The sequence below is a fragment of the Helicobacter pylori genome, from assembly GCF_030062585.1.
Lineage (GTDB): Bacteria > Campylobacterota > Campylobacteria > Campylobacterales > Helicobacteraceae > Helicobacter > Helicobacter pylori_CN.
Genome location: NZ_CP071935.1, coordinates 330800 through 351482, shown reverse-complemented (window position 1 = coordinate 351482; position 20683 = coordinate 330800). Strand labels below are relative to the sequence as shown.

Sequence of the window (20683 nt, the reverse complement as noted above, 5' to 3'; positions counted from 1 at the left end):
AAAAATGCATCTGGTTTTTATTTTAATTTAAAAGGGAGACAAAATGAGTAACAGCTACAGTAATCAAAACCACAATCAAAAAGGTGATGCTAAAAATCAAAACAACGGAAGTTGTCAAAAAAATAGCCAAAACCAAGCCAATCAATGCAACGCTAACCACGAACATAAAAACGATAAAAAGTAAGGGTTAGAGAGAGTTAAAGGAGGGGGTTTCCTTGTGTCAAAAATCAAAATAGCGGTTCGTTAAATTATACCTAAAGAAAAATCAATAGTTTCCTACTTTCAAATCGGATTTATCTTATTTAAAATGATAAAGCGTATCAAAACATTTTAATTATTATCATTCTTTGGTTGTAAATCAATAAAACCCATTAGCATTTGTAACGCAATATTCATGTGCAGTTAGCGGGTGTGCTTGAGCCTTTTAGGGCGTTAGACATGATTTTAAAAAATGATGCACTAATCACTAATCACTAATCACTAATCACTAATCGCTAATCGCTAAAAAAGGGGGTTGGTGGGATTTGAGCGGTGGTAGGAATAAAATTAAAGGAAGAATATGGCATACAAATAGCGACTTGGAATTTTTAAAGCGATTAAGCTCTAATGATTTGAAAGATTTGTTTGATGCGCTTGTCTATGATGAAGATGGCACGCTAAGAATGAATGAAGAATTGACAAGTTCAACAGAATACCAAAGGTATGGTAGCGATTACGCCAAATACACAAGAAGAATCGCTGAAGAATTGCAGTGTTATGGGGGCAATACTTTTATTAATTTTTTAGAAACGAAGGGGTCTTATACAAAGAGATTTTGTGCGATGCGTGCGATCATTTAAAGGTTAATTACCATGAAGAATCTCCAACCTCTTTGATTGAGCAAAACATGCTTTCTAAACTTTTGAAAGATAGTTTGGAAAAAATGAGTGGGAGAGAGATTAAAGAACTTTGCGATGAATTGGGCATGACAAATATTGATAAAATGATTAGCGAAAACAAACAAGCTCTAATCGCATCTGTTTTAACGCTGTTTAAAGCGGGCGGCTCTCATTCTTATGCATTGGCTGTATCTGTTGCAGATGCAATGGTAAGACAAACTCTAGGGCATGGTTTATCGTCTGTGGTGGGTAAAGTAGCGCTTAAAAAAACTCTAGGCATTTTAGCTGGCACTATTGGTCATTACAGGCGCGTTAGTGAGCGTCAATCTTGCTGGCCGGCTTATAGGGTAACCGTGCCTGCATGCGTTTTAGTTGCCACCTTACGCAAAAAATTGAAAGCATAACAAGAAACAAAATTAAAAGCAGAACAAGCGCAACAAGAAGCGGATAAAACTGAGAAAATGTGGTATCTGGCTATCATCTCTATCATTCTTATCGGTCTAGCTGTTTTGGCTGTTTTTTTCATAAAAGGAAAACACCAACCAAACAATAACCCAAAAAGCGGCGTTGAAAAACTTAAAAACCCTAGCCACAAGAATTAAAGAATAACGACACCGCTCCAATTAGCGTTTGAGGGAATTGACGGTTTGGAGCATGGCGTCAGCGGTTTGAATGCTTTTAGAATTGGCTTCATAGGCCCTTTGAGCGGTGATTAGATCCGTCATTTCTTCTACCAATCTCACATTGCTAAGCTCCAAAAAGCCTTGCCTTAACTTGCCCAATCCTTGAGAATCCGGGTTGCCCACAATCGCATCGCCGCTAGCGTTGGTGATTGAAAACAAATTATCCCCCATAGAATGAAGCCCCGCTGGGTTGACAAAATTAGCTAGCGTGATTTGCCCGATCACATTAGAAGTCGTTTGCAAGCCTTGAGTCACGCTCACCGTGCCATCCACACCGATATTTACTTGCGTGGTGTCTTCAGGTAAAGTGATTTGAGGGATGAGAAGATAGCCCTCGCTTGTTACAAGATTGCCCTGCTCGTCTAGCTTAAAATTCCCGCTTCTTGTATAAGCGGTGGTGCCATCAGGCAATTGGACTTGAAAAAAACCTTTACCCGTAATGGCGACATCTAAATTGTTTTCCGTTTCTTTAGGGCTGCCTTGCGAAAACATTTTAGTGATCGCGCTAGGGCGCACGCCTAAGCCCACTTCCATGCCATCTGGCGATAAAGTCGTGTTGCTTGTGTTGGTGCCGGCGTATTGCATCGCTTGGTAAAACAAGTCGTTAAAATCCGCACGAGATTTTTTAAACCCGGTGGTATTGACATTGGCGATATTGTTTGAAGTGGTGTCAATGTGCGTTTGTTGGGCGAGCATCCCTGAAGTGGCGCTATAGAGAGAGCGGAGCATTTTTTCCCTTTAAACTAAAACTTAATAACCTAGAATTGTAACCAAAATAAGATTAAATTTGACTAAAACGCTCTTTTTTAACACCCTCTTTTTTAAGCTCTTGCCTCAAAATAACCGATACTTGACGCTATTGATGAATTTTAGGCGTTTTATCATGCACTTTCTTTTTGTGTCCATTCACTCAAAACTTTTTAACAGCGTTCTTGGCGAAATGTTAGCCTTTTCTAAAGGGACAAAGCGCTTTTTTTGATAAGCCTCTAGGCTTGATCGCCCTATCATGGCGGCATTGTCGCTGCAAAATTCTAAAGGGGCTAAAACGAGCTCGCAATCAAACTCAACGCACAAATCTTCAAACGCCTTTCTTAAGGCTAGATTTTGGCTCGCCCCCCCCACAATGCCAAAAATTTTAGGGCGTTTGATTTTAAAATAGCGTTTGGTTTGCTGGATTAAATGCTCAATAGCCGCGCTTTGAAAATGATAGCCAATCTTTTGTTTTATCTCATCGTTCAAATTATGGGCGTTTTTTTCAACCTCCAAACGCACCGCATTTTTTAAACCTGAAAAGCTAAAAGCCAGATTCGGGCTGTTTTTTAAAGGGACAGGGAACATTAAAGGCTCGTTTGGGTGCGCATAATCAAGGGCTAATTTTTCCACTATGGGACCTCCTGGATAGCCTAAATCAAGCATTTTGGAAACCTTATCAAAACTCTCCCCAAAGCTATCGTCTAAACTCGTGGCAACGATTTTGATGTCTTCATAATCTCTAGCCTCTAAAATCAAAGAATGCCCCCCAGAGACTAAGAGCACGCTTAAAGGCATGCAGGTTTGTTTTTCATTGATAAAGAGCGAATACACATGCCCTCTCAAATGATCTTCTAAGATCAAGGGCAAATTCAAAGACAAGCTCAAGGCTTTCGCCATCATCAAACCTTCTATTAAGGTAACACTCAAACCTGGCTGATTAGTAATAGCGATGGCTTTGAGCTTGGAAAAATCCCTATTCAAGCTGATTTTAATGCGTTCTAATAAAAGCGGCAAATTCTCAGCATGCAAGCGCGATGCAAGCTCAGGCACAACGCCCCCATAAGAGCTGTGGTGCTTTTCTTGAGAGATTTTAAAATGAGCGATGAGTTTAGCGTCCTCTATTCTTGTAAGGGCTAAAGAGCTGTCATCGCAAGAACTTTCAATGCTTAAAATCATGTCTTTATCTTTGGGTGGTGTTTTTGCTTGAATTATACCTTGTTAGCAACACTCTAAAGCCTTTAAACCAAAACTAAAAAGTGGATTTACAAAAATACCAATGACAAAAATACCAATGAATAGAAAGCTAGAATTAAACATTGAACATGAAGAATAAAGAGATGAAATCTAAAATTAAAGCTTTGAATGAAATAAGCCCCCTTTTTAGAAAAAGCCTTTAAGCTAAGTATTTGATCGCATTCAAATAGCTTTTGTTGTTCGCTTTGTTTTGATAAGCAATATCAAACGCTGTGCCGTGGTCAGTGGAGGTACGCAAAATGGGGGCGTTCAAACTCACATTAATGCTTTCATCAAAATAGAGTGCTTTTAAAGGGGCTAGCCCCACATCATGGCTCATACTCACATAAAAAGGGGTTATTTTGCGTTTATTGGGGGCAAAAGCGCTATCAGCGGGCAGTGGCCCTAAAAAACATTCAAAACCCAGCGTTTGGTTGCTCTTTTGAATGGCTTTTAAAATCTTTTCATCTTCTTCCCCAAACAATCCCTCTTCGCCCGCATGGGGGTTAAAACCACACACTTGAACGATTTGAGCTTGAGTGCTTTTTTGAAACGCTAATAAAAACTTAACTAACGCTTTAACTTGAATGAGCTGAGAAACCGCGCTTAAAGGCACATGGTCGCTAAATAGCCCCACAAAGAGTTTTGAACACCCAAGCATCATGATGATTTGATGATCTTTGTAGCGTTGCTTTAAAAAATCGGTATGCCCCACAAAAGGGATTTGAGCTTGTTGCCATGCGAGTTTGTTGATAGGCAAAGTGCAAATGCCATCCACTTCTTCACTATCCGCTAACTCGCAAGCCTTTTTAAAACTCTCAAAACTATACGCCCCGCTTTGAGTGCTGACTTTGCCTATCGTGCTAGAGTTCAATAAGGGTAAGGGGGAATGGATAGCGAGCGCATTGAGCGTTTTAGTTTCATAAGCGTTATCAAGCAATTGATTGGCTCGTTCTAGAAGTTCGCTATGAACGAGATACAACGGCTCACAAAGTGTGCTCACTTCCTTATGGCTTTTTAAGATCAATTCTAAGCCTACGCCTTGAATGTCCCCGCAACTGATCGCAATTTTCTTTTTAGCCATTTTATCGCTTAATGAGTTGCGCCATTTCTAAAATCGCTTTTTCTAAGCCCACTAAAACCGCTTTTGAAACCACGCTATGACCGATATTAAGCTCTCTTAAAGAGGGGATTTTTAACAATTCTTTCACATTAGTATAATTCAACCCATGCCCAGCGCACACCACAATTCCCATAAAAAACGCTTCTTTGCTCATTCTCCTTAATTGCAAAAAGGCGTTGTGCAATTCTTCTTTCAGTTCTTTAGGGCTTTTTTCTTTGAGCGCGCTAATGGCATGGATTTGATTGTTAGCGTTAGAATACAAAGCGTTGTGCAAATTCGCATACACCCCAGTGTGGAACTCCACTTGCTTGACTTGATGCTCCCTTGCAAAATGCAAAGCGTCCTTTAAAGGATCAATAAACAAAGACACTTCAATGCCTTTATTGTGATACGCTCTAATAACTTCCCCCAAACCCTTTAATGAACAATCCAACCCCCCCTCTGTCGTAACCTCATTTCTGTTTTCAGGCACGATCGTAACCTTACTCGGCTTATTTTTCAAAGAGCATAAAAAATCAGTGATTTCAGCATTGATAGAGCATTCAATGTTGATAGGCAAGGGGCTAATTTCAAGCAATCTCAAAACGTCTTCATTTTGAATGTGCCGTTTGTCTTCTCTCAAATGAATGGTGATTAAATCCACTTTATGGGTGTTTTTAGCGATGAATAGGGCTTCTAAAATCTCAGGCTCATAAGTTTTTCTTATCTCTCTTAAAGTAACAATGTGATCAATATTCAATCCAAAACGCATGGCTATCCTTTATTTTATAATAATGATTTTTGGAATTGTAACATAAAACCCGCCTCTTATACCTATAAGATTTTATCATCAAGCTATCTTTTGCTATAATACCCAAAACAAAATGCCAATTAAATCCAATAAAAAGTGTTGTGGGTGCTATATTTTTTAACCAGTTTATTTATTTGCTCTTTGATTATTTTGTGGTCTAAAAAATCCATGCTCTTTGTGGATAACGCTAATAAAATACAAGGCTTTCATCATGCCAGAACCCCACGAGCTGGGGGGCTTGGGATCTTTCTTTCTTTTGCGTTGGCTTGTTATTTTGAACCTTTTGAAATGCCTTTTAAGGGGTTTTTTGTTTTCTTAGGGTTGTTGTTAGTCTTTTTAAGCGGTTTTTTAGAAGACATCAACCTTTCATTAAGCCCTAAAATACGCCTTATTTTACAAGCCGTAGGGGTCGTTTGCATCATTTCATCAACGCCTTTAGTGGTGAGCGATTTTTCGCCCCTTTTTAGCTTGCCTTATTTTATCGCTTTTTTATTCGCTATCTTTATGCTGGTGGGTATCAGTAACGCTATTAATATCATTGACGGGTTTAACGGGCTTGCATCTGGGATTTGTGCGATCGCGCTTTTAGTCATTCACTATATAGACCCTAGCAGTTTGTCTTGTTTGCTCGCTTACATGGTGCTTGGGTTTATGGTGTTAAATTTCCCTTTAGGAAAGATTTTTTTAGGCGATGGGGGGGCGTATTTTTTGGGTTTGGTGTGCGGGATTTCCCTCTTGCATTTGAGTTTGGAGCAAAAAATCAGCGTGTTTTTTGGGCTCAATTTAATGCTTTATCCGGTCATAGAGGTGCTTTTTAGTATCCTTAGGCGCAAAATAAAACGCCAGAAAGCCACCATGCCGGATAATTTGCATTTGCACACCCTTTTATTCCAATTCTTGCAACAACGCTCTTTCAATTGCCCTAACCCTTTATGCGCTTTTATCCTTATTCTGTGCAACCTGCCTTTTATTTTAATGAGCGTCTTGTTTCGTTTAAATTCTTACGCGCTCATTGTGATTAGCCTAGTCTTTATCGCATGCTATTTAATAGGCTATGCTTATTTGAATAGGCAAGTTTTTGCCTTAGAAAAGCGAGCGTTTCAATGAAAAAGCTCAAAGGTCTTTTTTTGAGCCTGCTCTTATGGGTATATCCTTTAAGGAGTGAGCCGATCAATGAGGGGGCATACATTTTAGAAGAAATCGGCGATGTGCTTAGGTTTTTGCCTATTTTTGTAGGCACGGTCAGTTTAGCGATGCGCGATTATAGAGGTTTAGGGGAATTAGCGGTCGGCACATTAGTCACTCAAGGAGTGATTTATGGCCTTAAAGGAGCTTTTAGCAACGCCCATAAAGATGGGGCTAGAGTGGAATTTGCCAAACGCCCGTGCTGTAATTCCTGGAGAGGCATGCCAAGCGGGCATGCTGGGGGGGTGTTTAGCGCGGCTGGGTTTGTGTATTACCGCTATGGGTGGAAGCCGGCTCTTCCTGTGATCGCTCTTGCAATACTCACTGATGCTAGCAGAGTGGTGGCAGGACAACACACGATCTTGCAAGTTACGATTGGCAGCCTTATCGCATGGGGGTTTGCTTATTTATTCACTTCACGCTACAAACCCAAACAATGGATGCTCTATCCTGAAATTTCTAGCGATTTTAAGGGCAGTAGCCGCTATGGGGTGAGCTTTTCTTATCAATGGTAAAGGGATAAAATGCTAAAAAAGTTATTGCTCATTTCACTATTTTTAGGGTTTTTAAGAGCAGAGGGCGAACATTATGAAATCATCGTTGGGCTTTCAAAGGCTTTTTTGAAAGCCCAAGAAGTTTTGACTGCGATCCATCAAGCTTATAAAACCTGCATAGAAACCGGGCATGATCGCACTCAAATACGCCTTCAAAGCGCTTTTTTAGAGAACTTGTCTCAAACAGAACGGCAATTTGATGACTATTTTGAAAAGGATTTTAAAAGCGTAGAAGTTTTAAAAACCTTGCTTAAAGACATCCAATCGTTAGAAAAAGCTTCCAACAAACTCGCATGCATTACCCCAAAAAACGCTAAAAATTTTGAAATTTTAGAAGGAGCGATAACGCAAATCATAGACTTAGAAAAACAGATGGATAAATTTATCAACGGCGCAAAATAAAGCCCATTGTTGCATGAGAATTTAATTAAATATTCATCGTAAAAGGCTCTAATTCAGTTTGAATGATAACCTTTTAAAAGCGTTCTTTAGAAAGTGGGGTTTTACCATAAACAAAGCGTAAAAATCCCCTTTAAAAAGCGTATTAAAGTTGGCTTTGAATATTCGTATTTGATGAGAGCCAAATCCCTAATACTTATGCTTTCTTAGGCGTTTCACCACATAATCCCCCGCGCTTTGAATGATTTGCACTAAAACAATGATCACGACCACCGCATAAAAAAGCACATCGCCCCTATAACTTTGATAGCCAATCCTAATGGCTAAATCCCCCAAGCCCCCAGCCCCTAACGCTCCCGCCATAGCCGAATAGCCTATTAAAGAAATTAAGGTAATGGTGATATTGTTCACTAAAGAGGGCAGGCTCTCTAAAAGCATCATTTTAATGACTTCCAAATGAGACGCTCCCAAACTTAAAGTGGTTTCAATCTTGCCATGCTCTACTTCCATTAAAGAATTTTCAAAAAGCTTTGCGACAAAAGGGATGGCTGAAATGGCTAACGGGATAATGCTCGCGCTAGAGCCAATGCTTGTGCCAATCAAAAAGCGCGATAAAGGCAAGAGCAAAATAATCAAAATGATAAAAGGGAAAGAGCGAGTCATGTTGATAGAAGTGTCTAAAATTTTATGCAAAAGGGGTTTGTTTAACAAATGCCCTTTTTTACTCACTAACAATAAAACCCCCAAAGGCAAGCCAAAAACAACCGCCAAAAAGCTCGCCACAAACACCATATAAAGCGTTTCTAGCGTGGCTTGAATGAGCATTTGAGAAATCATTTTAATCCTTTAATTTTTCCACTTGTAAGCCTAAAGCGTTTAAATACTCTAAAGCCCTTTGAGTCTCTGCAACACTGCCTAAAAACCGCACCACTAAATACCCTATATCTTTAGTCGTAAGCTCTTCAATATTGCCTGAAATGATGCTCACATCTATTTTAAAACGCCTGATCAAATTAGAAATGATCGGCTCGTCTAAATGCTCCCCTAAAAACACGATGCGATAAATGTCTTGCGATTTTTGATCCGCATGCTCGTTTTTGATACCAAGCAATTCTTTAGTAACGGCATGTTTAGGGTTAGCAAAAATTTCTTCCACCGAGCCTCTTTCCACGATTTCGCCGCTGCTGATCACACACATTTGGTTGCACAATTCTTTAACCACTTCAATTTCATGCGTGATGAAAACGATGCTCAAATCAAGCTTTTTTTGAATGCCGCTTAAAAGCGTTAAAATAGAATGCGTGGTTTTAGAATCCAGTGCGGATGTGGCTTCATCGCAAAGCAACAAATCAGGGCAATTCGCTAAACTCCTAGCGATCGCCACTCGTTGCTTTTGCCCACCGCTTAGCTGTTTAGGATAAAAATGCATTTTATCTTCTAACCCCACTAATTCCAACAATTCATGCACCCTTGATTTAATCTTAGTTTTTTCCCATCGGGCGATTTCTAAAGCGAAAGCGACATTTTCAAACACATCTTTAGCGCTCAATAAATTGAAATGCTGGAAAATCATGCCTATTTTCTGGCGCGCTTTTTGCAATTCTTTAGGCTTTAAGTTTAACAGATTGACCCCATTGACTAAAACCTCGCCAGAACTAGGACGCTCCAAGCAATTGATCAGGCGAATGAGCGTGGATTTCCCCGCCCCTGAATAGCCTATCACGCCTAAAATATCGCCTTTTTTTAATTCCAAATTCACGCCTTTTAGAGCATGAAACCCGTTTTCATAAATCTTTTCAATGTTTTTTAATTCTACTACCATCGTTTTAACTTTACATCCCAATCACTTGGACATTTGCGCGTTATTTTCCACGCTATTGAGCCATAAAAACACTTGCACCACGCTTTCATACAATTCTTCAGGTATCGCGCAATCTAATTCCACCTTCAAAAGCGAATCCACCAGCATGGGGTTAGAAAAGAGTGCTATATCGTATTCCTTAGCTTTTTGAATGATCCTTTTAGCCACTTCGCCCACCCCGCTTGCGATCACTTTTGGGGCATGATCTTGTCCCATGTTATAGGCTAGAGCGGCGGCTTTTATGGTTTTATTCATCTAATACCCTAAAGTCAAGGCATCCGCGTCATTCCAAGAGAAATTTTTTTCAAACCCTTTTGTTTTTTTCAAAATAGACGCAACGCTGCGGACTAACATGTCCGTTTCAATATTCACGCGCCGTTTGAGTTTATAAGTCTTAAAAAGGGTGTTTTCTAAAGTGTAAGGGATAATCGTTAGCCAAAACCCCTTTTCTTCTACCTTGCTTAAAGTCAAACTCACCCCATCAATGGCGATAGAGCCTTGCTCAACGCACAATAAAAGCGTTTCTTTAGAAGCGCTGATGAAAAAATCCACTTGATTAGCGTTGTGAATGATTTTTTCAATCACTCCGATAGCATCAATATGCCCTTGCACAAAATGCCCATCCAAACTCGCATCGGCTTTTAGGGCTGGCTCAATATGGACTAAATCCTTGTAATTTTCTAACGCCACGCTGTTTTGGGTTTTTTGGCTCAATTCCACGCTAAAATGCGTTTTTGAACTTTCTATGGCGGTCAAACATGCCCCATTAATCGCAATGCTATCGCCAAGCTTGGGATTGAGATCGCTCTCTATGCTTAAAATATTGTTGTGGAAACTTTTCACTTTAGCTATTTGATGGATTAGACCACTGAACATCGTTAATGATTATTTTCCTTATGTTAGAATGCTTAAGTATTGTAACATATTAAATAAAACCATAGGATAAAAGCATGTTTATTGATACGCATTGCCATTTGGATCATAGGGATTATGAAAACGATTTAGAAGAAGTGTTGAAAGAAAGCCTAGAAAAAGGCGTTACGCAATGCGTGATTCCTGGCGCGGACATGAAGGATTTGAACAGAGCAATAGAAATTAGCGAAAAATTTGAAGGCGTGTTTTTTGCCATAGGCACTCACCCTTATGATGTGGAAAGCTTTGATGAAAGCCTGTTTGAAAAATTTGTTGGGCATCAAAAATGCGTGGCGATAGGCGAATGCGGACTGGATTACTACCGCTTGCCTGAATTGAATGAAAGAGAGAATTATAAAAGCAAGCAAAAAGAAATCTTTACCAAACAGATTGAGTTTTCTATCCAGCACAACAAGCCCTTGATCACCCATATTAGAGAAGCGAGTTTTGATAGTTTGAATCTTTTAAAAAGCTATCCTAAGGCTTTTGGGGTGTTGCATTGCTTTAACGCTGATAGCATGCTTTTGGAATTAAGCGATCGTTTTTATTATGGGATAGGAGGGGTTAGCACTTTTAAAAACGCTAAAAGACTGGTAGAGATCCTCCCTAAAATCCCTAAAAACAGGCTTCTTTTAGAAACGGATTCGCCTTATTTGACCCCACACCCTTTTAGAGGCACCAGGAATAGCCCTACTTATATCCCTTTAATCGCTCAAAAAATTGCCGAAATCATCAACATAGAGACTGAAGAGCTCGCTTCTTTAAGCACGCATAACGCTCAAACGCTCTTTAGTTTCCCCTAAAAATAAGGCTGTGTTAGAAAGCGTTATTCAAGTTTGGTTATAATTAGAGCCATTATTGAACTTATCAAATGATCAGGATTTTAAAAAAGAATGAAATATTTTAATACCAAATGGTTGTTTTTTTTAATGACTCATTGGTTCTTACTGACTTCTTTAAGCCACGCTAAGATTGCTTTTGAATCTAATATTGACACCAAAGCGCTAGAGGCCTTTGGAATTAACGCGAGTTTCTTGTATCAGATGCCAGGTGTTTTACAAAAAATGAATGAAAAAGAAGAATGGAAAAGGCTCGTCAAAAGGTTTGACGCGAATTACCAATTCATCCCCATCATTAAAAACATGCTAATAGAAGCGAGCGTGCCGCAAGAATTTTTATTTTTAGCCATGGCAGAGTCTAAATTTTCATCAAGGGCTTATAGCAGGAAAAAAGCGGTAGGGATTTGGCAATTCATGCCAAGCACGGCTAAAGAATTAGGGCTTAAGGTCAATCACTACATTGATGAAAGAAGAGATCCCATTAAAAGCACTCAAGCGGCGATCACTTATTTGAAACGGCTCTACAAGCAAACCGGAGAGTGGTATTTGGTCGCTATGGCGTATAATTACGGCTTACGCAAGGTTCAAAACGCTATTAAAGCCGCCGGCACTTCAGACATTAAGATTTTGCTGGATGAAGACAAGAAATACCTCCCTAAAGAAACACGGGAGTATATCCGCTCCATTCTAAGCCTAGCGTTGAAATTCAACAGCCTAGACAACCTCAAAGATAAAGAATACTTGCTCAATCGTGGGGCGAGGGTGAGTTTAGTGGGCGTCCCGTTTAAAAGGCACACTTCTTTAATCCAAGTAGCCAAAAATTTAAACTTGAGTTTAGAAACCTTAAAATCCTACAACCACCAATTCCGTTATAACATTCTGCCCTCTAAAGACCCCACTTATACCATTTATATCCCTTATGAAAAACTCGCCCTTTTCAAACAACGCCAACTCAAACAAAATAAAAACGCTCAAGCTAATCCTAAAAACCCTTTCATCACCCATGTGGTCTTGCCTAAAGAAACCTTATCTTCTATCGCTAAACGCTATCAAGTCAGCATTTCCAGTATCCAATTAGCCAATAACCTCAAAGATTCTAATATTTTTATCCACCAGCGCTTAATCATCCCCACTAACAAAAAGTTACTCGCTACAAGGGAATTTTAATGGGTTGGGCGTTGAAAAGAGTTTGTTTTTTAGGCGTTATTTTTTTGATTAGCGCTTGCGCGGTTAAAAAAAATGGGGTAAAGAATTTGTCTTACAAGCATGAAAGCTTGCGCGCTTATGAAAACGCTAAAGATTATGACCCAACAACCAAAAAAGCCACCTATAAACGCAATTTTTTTGAACGCCATTTCAAACACCACACCGATTCGCAAGGTAACAATACAAAACAACCCCTAGATAACGGCATGCGCGATTCTAGCGCGATCCAAAGAGCCACCATGCGCCCTTATCAAGTGGGGGGTAAGTGGTATTACCCCACTAAAGTGGATTTAGGCGAGAAATTTGATGGCATTGCGAGCTGGTATGGCCCTAACTTCCATGCCAAAAAAACCAGTAATGGGGAAATCTATAACATGTATGCCCACACCGCCGCGCACAAGACTTTACCCATGAACACCGTAGTGAAAGTCATTAACGTTGATAACAATTCAAGCACCATCGTGCGCATCAACGATAGAGGGCCTTTTGTGAGCGATCGCATCATTGATTTGTCTAATGCGGCCGCTAGGGATATTGATATGGTTCAAAAAGGCACGGCCAGCGTGCGCCTCATTGTTTTGGGTTTTGGTGGGGTTATCTCCACGCAATACGAACAATCTTTTAACGCCAGCTCTTCAAAGATCTTACACAAGGAATTTAAAGTCGGCGAGAGCGAAAAAAGCGTGAGCGGAGGGAAATTTTCTTTGCAAATGGGGGCTTTTAGAAACCAAATAGGCGCTCAAACTTTAGCGGATAAATTGCAAGCAGAAAATCCAGATTACAGCGTCAAGGTTGCTTTTAAAGACGATTTGTATAAAGTTTTAGTTCAAGGGTTTCAAAGTGAAGAAGAGGCTAGGGATTTTATGAAAAAATATAACCAGAATGCGGTTTTAACGAGAGAATGATTAAGTTATTGCTTTTAGATGTGGATGGCACGCTCACAGACGGGTCGTTGTATTTTGATAAAAATTTTCACGAGTTCAAGGCTTTCAATGTCAAAGACGGGCTTGGCATGACGCTATGGCAAAAATTAGGCAAAAAAATCGCTATCATTACAGGAAGAACTTCAATCATGGTGAAAAAACGCATGGAGAGTTTGGGCGTTCAGTTTGTTTTTATGGGCGTTGAAAATAAAAGCGTGGTTGTGGAGCGGCTCAAAAAAGACTTGCAATTGAGCGCGCAAGAAATCGCATGCGTAGGCGATGATTATAACGATTTAGGCATGTTTAAGGCATGCGCTTGGAGTTTCGCTCCTTTTGATGCACACCCCTTGCTTAAAAGCAAGGCCTATAAAGTGTTACAAAATTCAGGGGGCAAGGGGGCTGTTAGGGAAGCGATTGATTATCTTTTAACATTAGAAGGCTTGCAAGATGAAGCGCTCAAGCTTTACCTCTAATAGCGTTTTAAACTTTTTTGTGGTTTTGTCTTTCATCACGATAGGGCTAGTTTTTTTCTTTTTGCGTTCCCAACCCACTAGCGTGGTCTCTAAAGAAAATATCCCTAAAATTGAATTAGAAAATTTTAAAGCGTTTCAAGTCAACGATAAAATCCTTGATCTGTCCATAGAGGGCAAAAAAGCTTTACAATACGATGATCATGAGATCTTTTTTGATTCTAAAATCAAGCGCTATGATGAAGACACGATAGAAAGCGTTGAATCCCCCAAAGCCAAACGGCAGCAGGATTTGTATTTCTTCCCTAATGGGGTTACCTATAAAAGAAGCGACGATTCTAGTTTTTGGAGTGAAACAGGGATTTATAACCATAAGGAGCAAAATTTTAAAGGCAAGGGCCGTTTCATTCTCACTTCAAAGGATAGCAAGGTTGAAGGGCTTGACATTTCTTATTCGCATGCATTAGCTATTATTGAAGCTCAAAGCATTCAAGCCAATTTGTTTTTAGATGAAATCAAACAAAGCCAAAAAGAAAAGAAAAAACTCCCCACTTTCAAAGGAGGATTTTAATGCGTTGGTGGTGTGTTCTTGTGTGTTGTTTTGGTATTTTAAGCGTGATGAGCGCTCAAAAATTAGAGAATAAAGGCTTGAAAAAAGAAAGAGAGCTTTTAGAGATTACCGGCAACCAATTTGTAGCGAACGACAAAACCAAAACTGCTGTTATTCAAGGCAATGTGCAGATCAAAAAAGGTAAAGACCGGTTGTTTGCGGATAAGGTGAGCGTGTTTTTAAATGATAAACGAAAGCCAGAGCGCTATGAAGCCACAGGGAACACGCATTTTAACATCTTTACAGAGGACAATCGTGAAATCAGCGGGAGCGCTGACAAGCTCATTTATAACGCACTGAATGGGGAATACAAATTGTTACAAAATGCGGTGGTTAGAGAAGTGGGGAAATCTAATGTCATCACCGGCGATGAAATCATTTTAAACAAAACCAAGGGTTATGCTGATGTGTTGGGGAGCGCGAAACGGCCCGCTAAATTTGTGTTTGATATGGAAGACATTAATGAAGAAAATCGTAAGGCTAAATTGAAGAAGAAAGGCGCTAAGGCAAAACCATGATTGTCATTAAAGACGCTCATTTTCTCACTTCTTCTAGCAATCTTTCGCAATGCCCTGCGAGCCTGACTTCTGAAATGGTCATTTTAGGGCGCAGCAATGTAGGCAAAAGCTCGTTTATTAATACCTTGTTAGGGAAAAACCTCGCCAAAAGCTCAGCGACGCCGGGAAAAACCCGTTTAGCGAATTTTTTTTCCACCACTTGGGAAGATAAAGAAAACGCTTTAATGACAACCTTTAATGCGATTGATTTGCCCGGGTTTGGCTACGCTAAAGTTTCTAAAAGCTTGAAAAAAGAATGGGAGGGGTTTTTATGGGAATTGTTGAGCGTTAGGGTTTCTATCAAGCTTTTTATCCATTTGATAGATGCGCGCCATTTGGATTTAGAAATTGACAAAAACGCTAAAGAAAGCATTCAAGCCCTTTTAAGACCCGATCAAGCCTACCTCTCTCTTTTTACGAAATTTGACAAGTTGAATAAAAACAATCAACACCGCCTTTTTTTAAACGCTCCTAAACCTTTTTTAATCAATAGCGCCCATTTTAACGCTCTTTCTTCAAAATACCCAACCCTTGAAATAGTGCGCCAAACCCTTTTGAAATACTTGCTCACTAACCCTTTATAAGCCACAAGAATGCTCTCTTTAAAACAAGATTCCTTTTTTTTCTTATGTTTAGGGATCTTTGGTTTTTATTTTTATAGCCTTTTGAGAGACTTAATACCTTTTTTGCCCCCGATGATTGGGTTTTTATTCTTGTTTTATGCGAAAAAATACGATCATTTTTTACCCAGTTTGAGCGTGTTTGGTTGTTTGTTTTGGTTTGAGAGCATGCATTTAAAGACTTTAGGCGTTTTGGCTTTATTGTTTTTAATCTACCATCAAATCGTCTATAAAAACTCTTTAAAGCTTTTTAATGACGGCTTTTTATTCAAAACTTTGCATGCGTTTTTGGTTTATTACCTTTATTTATCGCGCTTTTTTTCTGTGTCTTTGGGCTTGAAAACGCTAGGTCTTTTCGCTCTTTTTGCGCTCATAGAGGGTGCTTTGTGGGGTTTAAATGAAAAGTCTTCGCTATAAGCTTTTACTCTTTGTTTTTATAGGGGTTTGGGGGTTATTAATCTTAAATCTGTTTATTCTAAGCGTTAAAAATCAAGAATACTATGAAAAATTGGCCGAACGCAACATGACCAAAAAAGAATTTTTAGTCCCTACAAGGGGCAATATTACAGACAGAAACCATGAGTTTTTAGCCATTAATGAATTGGTGTTTGGCGTGTTTTTGCCCAGCAGATTGAAACAAAAAGAGCTTTTAGAAAAAATTGAGGTGATCCAAAAGTTTTTCCCTAATTTTTCCAAAGAAACGCTTTTAAACAATTACCAAAAAGAAAATTCGCTTTATAACCACAACCTCATTAAAGTGGTGGGCTTCATTCCCTATGCCACCATGCAATCCCTTTATACCAAACTCATCCAAACTCAAGGCATTTTTGTGCGCCCTTTAGACAAGCGTTACTACCCTAATAACGCTTTAGCTTCGCATGTTTTAGGTTATGTGGGGGTGGCAAGTTTGCAAGATTTAAAAGACGATGAAGAGAATCAATACAGCCAGATTGTAGGCAAAACCGGCATTGAAAAAGAATACAACAAGCTTTTACAAGGCAAGGTGGGTTATAAAATCATGCATGTCAATGCACTCAATCAGGAATTAGCCACCTTAGAAGTCGTGCCGCCAAGTGCCAATAACCACTTGCAATTGAGTTTAGACAAACGCTTGCAAAAAGAAGCGGACAAGCTCTTTGAAAATAAAAGGGGGGCTATTTTAGTGATGAACGCAGAAAATGGGGAATTGCTCGTTGCAGGGAGTTACCCTGAATACAATTTGAACGATTTTGTAGGCGGGATCAGTCAAGACAAATGGCAAAAACTTCAAGATGATATTTATAACCCTTTATTAAACCGCTTCGCTAACGCTTTATACCCGCCGGGATCTGTGGTTAAAATGGGCGTGGGGTTAAGCTTTTTAGAAAACCTTCATATCACAGAAAACACCACCATACCCACACCGCCTTTTATTGAAGTGGGTAAGCGCAAATTCAGGGACTGGAAAAAAACAGGGCATGGCAATTCCAATTTGTATAAAGCCATTAGGGAGTCCGTGGATGTGTATTTTTATAAGTTTGGGCTTGAAATCTCTATAGAAAAACTCTCTAAAACTTTAAGGGAAGTGGGCTTTGGGGAAAAAACGGGCGTTGATTTGCCGAATGAATTTGTGGGGATTGTGCCGGATAATTTGTGGAAACTCAAACGCTTCAATCAAGATTGGCGCGTTGGGGACACGCTCATTACCGCTATTGGGCAAGGCTCTTTTTTAGCCACGCCCTTACAAGTGCTAGCCTATACGGGACTCATTGCGACAGGCAAACTGGCGACGCCTCATTTTGCTATCAACAACAAACAGCCGCTTAAAGATCCCCTGAATAGCTTTCAAAAAAAGAAGCTCCAAGCCTTGCGCGTGGGCATGTATGAAGTGTGCAACCATAAAGACGGCACGGCTTATCATTCCACAAGAGGTTCTAAGGTTACTTTAGCGTGTAAAACCGGCACCGCGCAAGTCGTAGAAATCGCTCAAAACATCGTCAATCGCATGAAAGAAAAGGATATGGAATATTTCCATCGATCCCATGCGTGGATTACCGCATTTTTGCCTTATGAAAAACCCAAATACGCTATCACTATTTTAGTAGAACATGGGGAAGGGGGGTCAAAACTGGGGGGCTTGTTAGTGGAAATGAGCAATAAGCTCTATGAACTTGGCTATCTTAACCAATTGTAACTGGCTCACACAAGATTTTTATGGGAATGAACGCCCTTTATCTTAAGATAAAGAGGCGTTTTTGCGTTTAAAAAGCCGGGATAATCGCCCCTTTATAGGTATCCAAAATAAATTTCCTGGTCTTTTCACTCTGTAAGGCTTCAATCAGCGCTTTTATGGCTTCATCTTGCGCGTTATCCTCACGAGCAGCTATTAGATTGGCATAAGGCGAGTCCTTGTCTTCTGAAAATAAGGCTCCGGTGAGTTTTGCTTGCAAGGCATAATTCCCTGTTACAATAGCCCCATCCACATCCCCTAAAACTTTAGGCAATAGTGCGGCTTCTAAAGGCTTGATTTTGATGTTGTAAGGATTTTTGACAATATCAAACTCCGTAGCGTATAGATTGCTTGGATCTTTGAGAGCGATAAGGCCTTGTTTATGGAGTAAAATCAACGCCCTGCCTTGATTGGCCGGATCATTTGGCACAGCAATCACTGAGCCTTTTTTAAGGTTTTTAATGTCTGTGATTTTTTGAGAATAAAATCTTAAAGGCTCCACATGGATATTGGCCAAACCAACAAGGTGCATTTTTCTGTCCAAATTAAACCGATCCAAATAAGGGCGGTGCTGGAAGTAATTCGCGTCTAAAGAGCCGTCATTGAGCGCTAAATTGGGCAACACATAATCCGTAAAAGACACGATCACTAATTTGATCCCTTTCTCTTTCAAATCGTCCACGACTGATTGCAAGATTTGCGCATGCGGCACAGGGTTAGCGCCCACTTTAAGCTCACGAGTGATTTTGTGGTCTTCTTTTTTTTCTTTGTGGTGTTTGGCGTCTAAAAGGTTAAACAAACCTAAAGCAATTACCCCTACACTAATAATACGCTTGAATGCATTCATAAAAACCCCTTTATTAAAAAATTAATTCAAAAATGATAAAAAGATAAAACGATACGAAAATTTTAGAAACTGGCAAAGAATAAAAAGAAAAGGATTCAATCAAGAAAAACGAAGTTTCTCTTGATCAAACAGCGAATTGAACCATTAAAGGTTAATGGAATTTTCTTTAAGATATTCTGCAACGCCTTGGTGAGTCGCTTTCATACCTTTATCGCCTTTTCTCCAGCCTGCTGGGCATACTTCACCATGTTCTTCAAAGTGTAAGAGAGCGTCTACCATGCGAAGCATTTCATCTGCATTCCTACCTAATGGCAAGTCATTGATCACTGCATGTCTTACTTTCATGTTTTTATCAATCAAAAAAGCACCTCTCAAAGCGATCGCTTCTTCAAACAGCACATCATAGTCTCTAGAAATGCTCTTAGTAATATCAGCCACCATAGGGAAAGTTACTTGACCAATACCGCCTTTTTCCACAGGGGTGTTTTTCCATGCGAAATGCACTTGTTCGCTGTCAATAGACACGCCAATCACATTAAAGCCTTTTTCTTGGAAGTCTTTCACTCTTTTGTCAAACGCAATGATTTCTGTAGGGCATACAAAAGTAAAATCTTTTGGCCAAAAGAAAAGAATCGCACCGCTCTTACCTAAATTTTTAGAAAGCTCAAAGTGTTCATCAACCTCGTTGTTTCCTAAAACGGCAGGTGCTTTAAAATCGGGGGCAAGTTTTGTAACTAACATATACAACTCCTTAAGTGTTTTAAAATTTTGTTGGATCAAAATTAAACCTAAAACAGATTTAATTTAACTATGCTTTCCACTCAATCAGCGGAAACATGGTGGAGTATAATCTTAAAAAGTTAATGAAAGGATATTTCCTTTTAAATTTTAAGATTTTGTGAAAAAAAGTTTCATTTTCACTGCTTGTATTTCCTTAATAGTGTTATAATCGCTTCATAAATCATACGAAAGGAATTGTCATGCTAATCGCTCGCTTTAAAAAAGCTTTAATCTCTTGTTCTTTAGGTGCACTCATTGTTTCATTTTTATTAGGCGTGGCTAACGCTTCAGTGCAAGAAGTCAAAGTCAAGGATTATTTTGGGGATCAAGCCATCAAGCTTCCTGTTTCTAAAATAATCTACTTGGGTAGCTTTGCAGAAGTGCCTGCTATGTTCCATACTTGGGATAGGGTCGTGGGCATTTCGGATTACGCTTTTAAATCTGATATTGTTAAAGCCACCCTCAAAGACCCTAAACGCATTAAATCCATGAGCAGTGATCATGTGGCGGCGTTGAATGTGGAATTATTAAAAAAGCTTAGCCCTGATCTTGTGGTAACTTTTGTGGGCAACCCTAAAGCGGTAGAGCATGCGAAAAAATTTGGTATATTATTTCTTTCTTTCCAAGAAAAAACCATTGCAGAAGTCATGGAAGATATTGACGCTCAAGCTAAAGCCTTAGAAATTGACGCTTCTAAAAAACTGGCTAAAATGCAAGAAACTTTGGATTTTATTGCTGAGCGTTTGAAAGGTGTCAAAAAGAAAAAAGGGGTGGAGCTTTTCCATAAAGCCAATAAAATCAGCGGCCATCAAGCCCTCGATTCAGACATTTTAGAAAAAGGGGGTATAGACAATTTTGGCTTGAAATACGTTAAGTTTGGGCGCGCTGACATTAGCGTGGAAAAAATCGTTAAAGAAAACCCTGAGATTATCTTTATTTGGTGGATAAGCCCGCTTAGCCCTGAAGACGTGTTAAACAACCCCAAATTTGCTACTATTAAAGCCATTAAAAACAAGCAAGTTTATAAACTCCCCACAATGGATATTGGCGGGCCAAGAGCCCCGCTCATTAGCCTTTTTATCGCTTTAAAAGCCCACCCTGAAGCGTTTAAGGGCGTGGATATTAATGCGATGGTGAAAGATTATTATAAGGTGGTTTTTGATTTGAATGATGCAGAAGTTGAACCCTTTTTATGGCATTAATTTTTAAAAAGGGCTGATATTTTTTAGCCCTTTGTGTATCGCACTAGGC

The 20683-nt window shown here is 39.5% G+C and carries 26 protein-coding genes; 16 read left to right on the top strand and 10 right to left on the bottom strand.

What is annotated here, in order from left to right:
• Positions 1–43 precede the first annotated feature (43 nt).
• From J5F42_RS01675 to J5F42_RS01665, 3 genes are all read left to right on the top strand, one after another.
• The gene (locus tag J5F42_RS01675) at positions 44–184 is read left to right on the top strand and encodes a hypothetical protein (protein ID WP_198972986.1); all 141 of its coding nucleotides are present in this window, start codon (positions 44–46) and stop codon (positions 182–184) included.
• 340 nt (positions 185–524) lie between these two features.
• Complete coding sequence (locus J5F42_RS01670) at positions 525–839, top strand: DUF3944 domain-containing protein (RefSeq protein WP_198972988.1); 315 nt, start codon at positions 525–527, stop codon at positions 837–839.
• A complete protein-coding gene (locus tag J5F42_RS01665) occupies positions 815–1282 on the top strand; it encodes a ubiquinol-cytochrome C chaperone family protein (protein ID WP_242002617.1) in 468 nt (155 codons plus the stop codon). Before J5F42_RS01670 ends, J5F42_RS01665 begins: the two co-directional genes overlap by 25 nt.
• Positions 1283–1501: 219 nt before the next feature.
• On the opposite strand, the gene flgG is transcribed toward J5F42_RS01665, so the two are convergent.
• The 4 genes from flgG to pdxJ form a co-directional block, all read right to left on the bottom strand.
• A complete protein-coding gene (gene flgG, locus J5F42_RS01660) occupies positions 1502–2290 on the bottom strand; it encodes a flagellar basal-body rod protein FlgG (RefSeq protein WP_000946437.1) in 789 nt (262 codons plus the stop codon).
• Between the two features lie 177 nt (positions 2291–2467).
• Positions 2468–3490 (bottom strand): tRNA (adenosine(37)-N6)-threonylcarbamoyltransferase complex transferase subunit TsaD, encoded by a 1023-nt coding sequence (gene tsaD, locus J5F42_RS01655; RefSeq protein WP_283491442.1) that lies wholly within the window; start codon positions 3488–3490, stop codon positions 2468–2470.
• Positions 3491–3707: 217 nt separating this feature from the next.
• A complete protein-coding gene (gene pdxA, locus J5F42_RS01650) occupies positions 3708–4631 on the bottom strand; it encodes a 4-hydroxythreonine-4-phosphate dehydrogenase (RefSeq protein WP_283491441.1) in 924 nt (307 codons plus the stop codon).
• 1 nt (position 4632) lies between these two features.
• The gene (gene pdxJ, locus J5F42_RS01645; protein WP_283491440.1) at positions 4633–5421 is read right to left on the bottom strand and encodes a pyridoxine 5'-phosphate synthase; all 789 of its coding nucleotides are present in this window, start codon (positions 5419–5421) and stop codon (positions 4633–4635) included.
• 135 nt (positions 5422–5556) lie between these two features.
• Between pdxJ and wecA the strand changes: the two genes are divergently transcribed.
• From wecA to J5F42_RS01630, 3 genes are read left to right on the top strand one after another with little or no spacing between them, the layout of a single operon-like run.
• On the top strand, positions 5557–6567 hold the full coding sequence (wecA, locus tag J5F42_RS01640) for an undecaprenylphosphate N-acetylglucosaminyl transferase WecA (RefSeq protein ID WP_283491439.1): 1011 nt from the start codon (positions 5557–5559) through the stop codon (positions 6565–6567).
• Complete coding sequence (lpxF, locus tag J5F42_RS01635; protein WP_029649468.1) at positions 6564–7160, top strand: lipid A 4'-phosphatase; 597 nt, start codon at positions 6564–6566, stop codon at positions 7158–7160. Before wecA ends, lpxF begins: the two co-directional genes overlap by 4 nt.
• Before the next feature lie 9 nt (positions 7161–7169).
• Positions 7170–7601, top strand: coding sequence for a hypothetical protein (locus J5F42_RS01630; RefSeq protein WP_078241357.1), 432 nt, complete (start codon positions 7170–7172; stop codon positions 7599–7601).
• Between the two features lie 186 nt (positions 7602–7787).
• On the opposite strand, the gene metI is transcribed toward J5F42_RS01630, so the two are convergent.
• The 4 genes from metI to ribE are packed head-to-tail and all read right to left on the bottom strand — an operon-like array spanning position 7788 to position 10335.
• Positions 7788–8435: a methionine ABC transporter permease gene (gene metI / locus J5F42_RS01625; RefSeq protein WP_000625450.1), complete on the bottom strand. Its 648-nt coding sequence runs from the start codon at positions 8433–8435 to the stop codon at positions 7788–7790.
• Between the two features lies 1 nt (position 8436).
• Positions 8437–9420, bottom strand: a complete 984-nt coding sequence (locus J5F42_RS01620; RefSeq protein WP_078241356.1) for a methionine ABC transporter ATP-binding protein — start codon at positions 9418–9420, stop codon at positions 8437–8439.
• A gap of 21 nt (positions 9421–9441) precedes the next feature.
• On the bottom strand, positions 9442–9714 hold the full coding sequence (locus J5F42_RS01615; RefSeq protein ID WP_001044047.1) for a FlhB-like flagellar biosynthesis protein: 273 nt from the start codon (positions 9712–9714) through the stop codon (positions 9442–9444).
• Positions 9715–10335 carry a riboflavin synthase gene (gene ribE / locus J5F42_RS01610; protein ID WP_097699667.1) on the bottom strand — a complete coding sequence of 207 codons (621 nt, stop codon included), beginning with the start codon at positions 10333–10335 and terminating at the stop codon, positions 9715–9717.
• A gap of 74 nt (positions 10336–10409) precedes the next feature.
• On the opposite strand from ribE, the gene J5F42_RS01605 reads away from it, so the two are divergent.
• From J5F42_RS01605 to mrdA, 9 genes are all read left to right on the top strand, one after another.
• Complete coding sequence (locus J5F42_RS01605; protein WP_097699666.1) at positions 10410–11174, top strand: TatD family hydrolase; 765 nt, start codon at positions 10410–10412, stop codon at positions 11172–11174.
• 90 nt (positions 11175–11264) lie between these two features.
• Positions 11265–12377, top strand: a complete 1113-nt coding sequence (locus J5F42_RS01600; RefSeq protein ID WP_097699665.1) for a lytic transglycosylase domain-containing protein — start codon at positions 11265–11267, stop codon at positions 12375–12377.
• On the top strand, positions 12377–13321 hold the full coding sequence (locus tag J5F42_RS01595) for a septal ring lytic transglycosylase RlpA family protein (protein ID WP_097699664.1): 945 nt from the start codon (positions 12377–12379) through the stop codon (positions 13319–13321). The genes J5F42_RS01600 and J5F42_RS01595 overlap by 1 nt, the downstream gene beginning before the upstream one ends.
• Entirely contained in the window at positions 13318–13812 is a 495-nt protein-coding gene (locus J5F42_RS01590; RefSeq protein WP_078241351.1) for a KdsC family phosphatase, read from the top strand. Before J5F42_RS01595 ends, J5F42_RS01590 begins: the two co-directional genes overlap by 4 nt.
• On the top strand, positions 13787–14380 hold the full coding sequence (locus J5F42_RS01585) for a hypothetical protein (protein ID WP_078241350.1): 594 nt from the start codon (positions 13787–13789) through the stop codon (positions 14378–14380). The genes J5F42_RS01590 and J5F42_RS01585 overlap by 26 nt, the downstream gene beginning before the upstream one ends.
• Positions 14380–14937 (top strand): lipopolysaccharide transport periplasmic protein LptA, encoded by a 558-nt coding sequence (lptA, locus tag J5F42_RS01580; protein WP_097699663.1) that lies wholly within the window; start codon positions 14380–14382, stop codon positions 14935–14937. The genes J5F42_RS01585 and lptA overlap by 1 nt, the downstream gene beginning before the upstream one ends.
• Complete coding sequence (gene yihA / locus J5F42_RS01575) at positions 14934–15560, top strand: ribosome biogenesis GTP-binding protein YihA/YsxC (RefSeq protein WP_097699662.1); 627 nt, start codon at positions 14934–14936, stop codon at positions 15558–15560. The genes lptA and yihA overlap by 4 nt, the downstream gene beginning before the upstream one ends.
• Positions 15561–15569: 9 nt before the next feature.
• Positions 15570–16013: a hypothetical protein gene (locus tag J5F42_RS01570; RefSeq protein ID WP_097699661.1), complete on the top strand. Its 444-nt coding sequence runs from the start codon at positions 15570–15572 to the stop codon at positions 16011–16013.
• Positions 15994–17769 carry a penicillin-binding protein 2 gene (mrdA, locus tag J5F42_RS01565; RefSeq protein WP_283491438.1) on the top strand — a complete coding sequence of 592 codons (1776 nt, stop codon included), beginning with the start codon at positions 15994–15996 and terminating at the stop codon, positions 17767–17769. The genes J5F42_RS01570 and mrdA overlap by 20 nt, the downstream gene beginning before the upstream one ends.
• Before the next feature lie 67 nt (positions 17770–17836).
• On the opposite strand, the gene J5F42_RS01560 is transcribed toward mrdA, so the two are convergent.
• Positions 17837–18652, bottom strand: coding sequence for a MetQ/NlpA family ABC transporter substrate-binding protein (locus tag J5F42_RS01560; RefSeq protein ID WP_033762214.1), 816 nt, complete (start codon positions 18650–18652; stop codon positions 17837–17839).
• A 144-nt stretch (positions 18653–18796) separates the two neighbouring features.
• On the bottom strand, positions 18797–19393 hold the full coding sequence (locus tag J5F42_RS01555; RefSeq protein ID WP_000961664.1) for a peroxiredoxin: 597 nt from the start codon (positions 19391–19393) through the stop codon (positions 18797–18799).
• A gap of 239 nt (positions 19394–19632) precedes the next feature.
• On the opposite strand from J5F42_RS01555, the gene J5F42_RS01550 reads away from it, so the two are divergent.
• Positions 19633–20634: an ABC transporter substrate-binding protein gene (locus J5F42_RS01550; protein ID WP_097699688.1), complete on the top strand. Its 1002-nt coding sequence runs from the start codon at positions 19633–19635 to the stop codon at positions 20632–20634.
• Positions 20635–20683 lie beyond the last annotated feature (49 nt).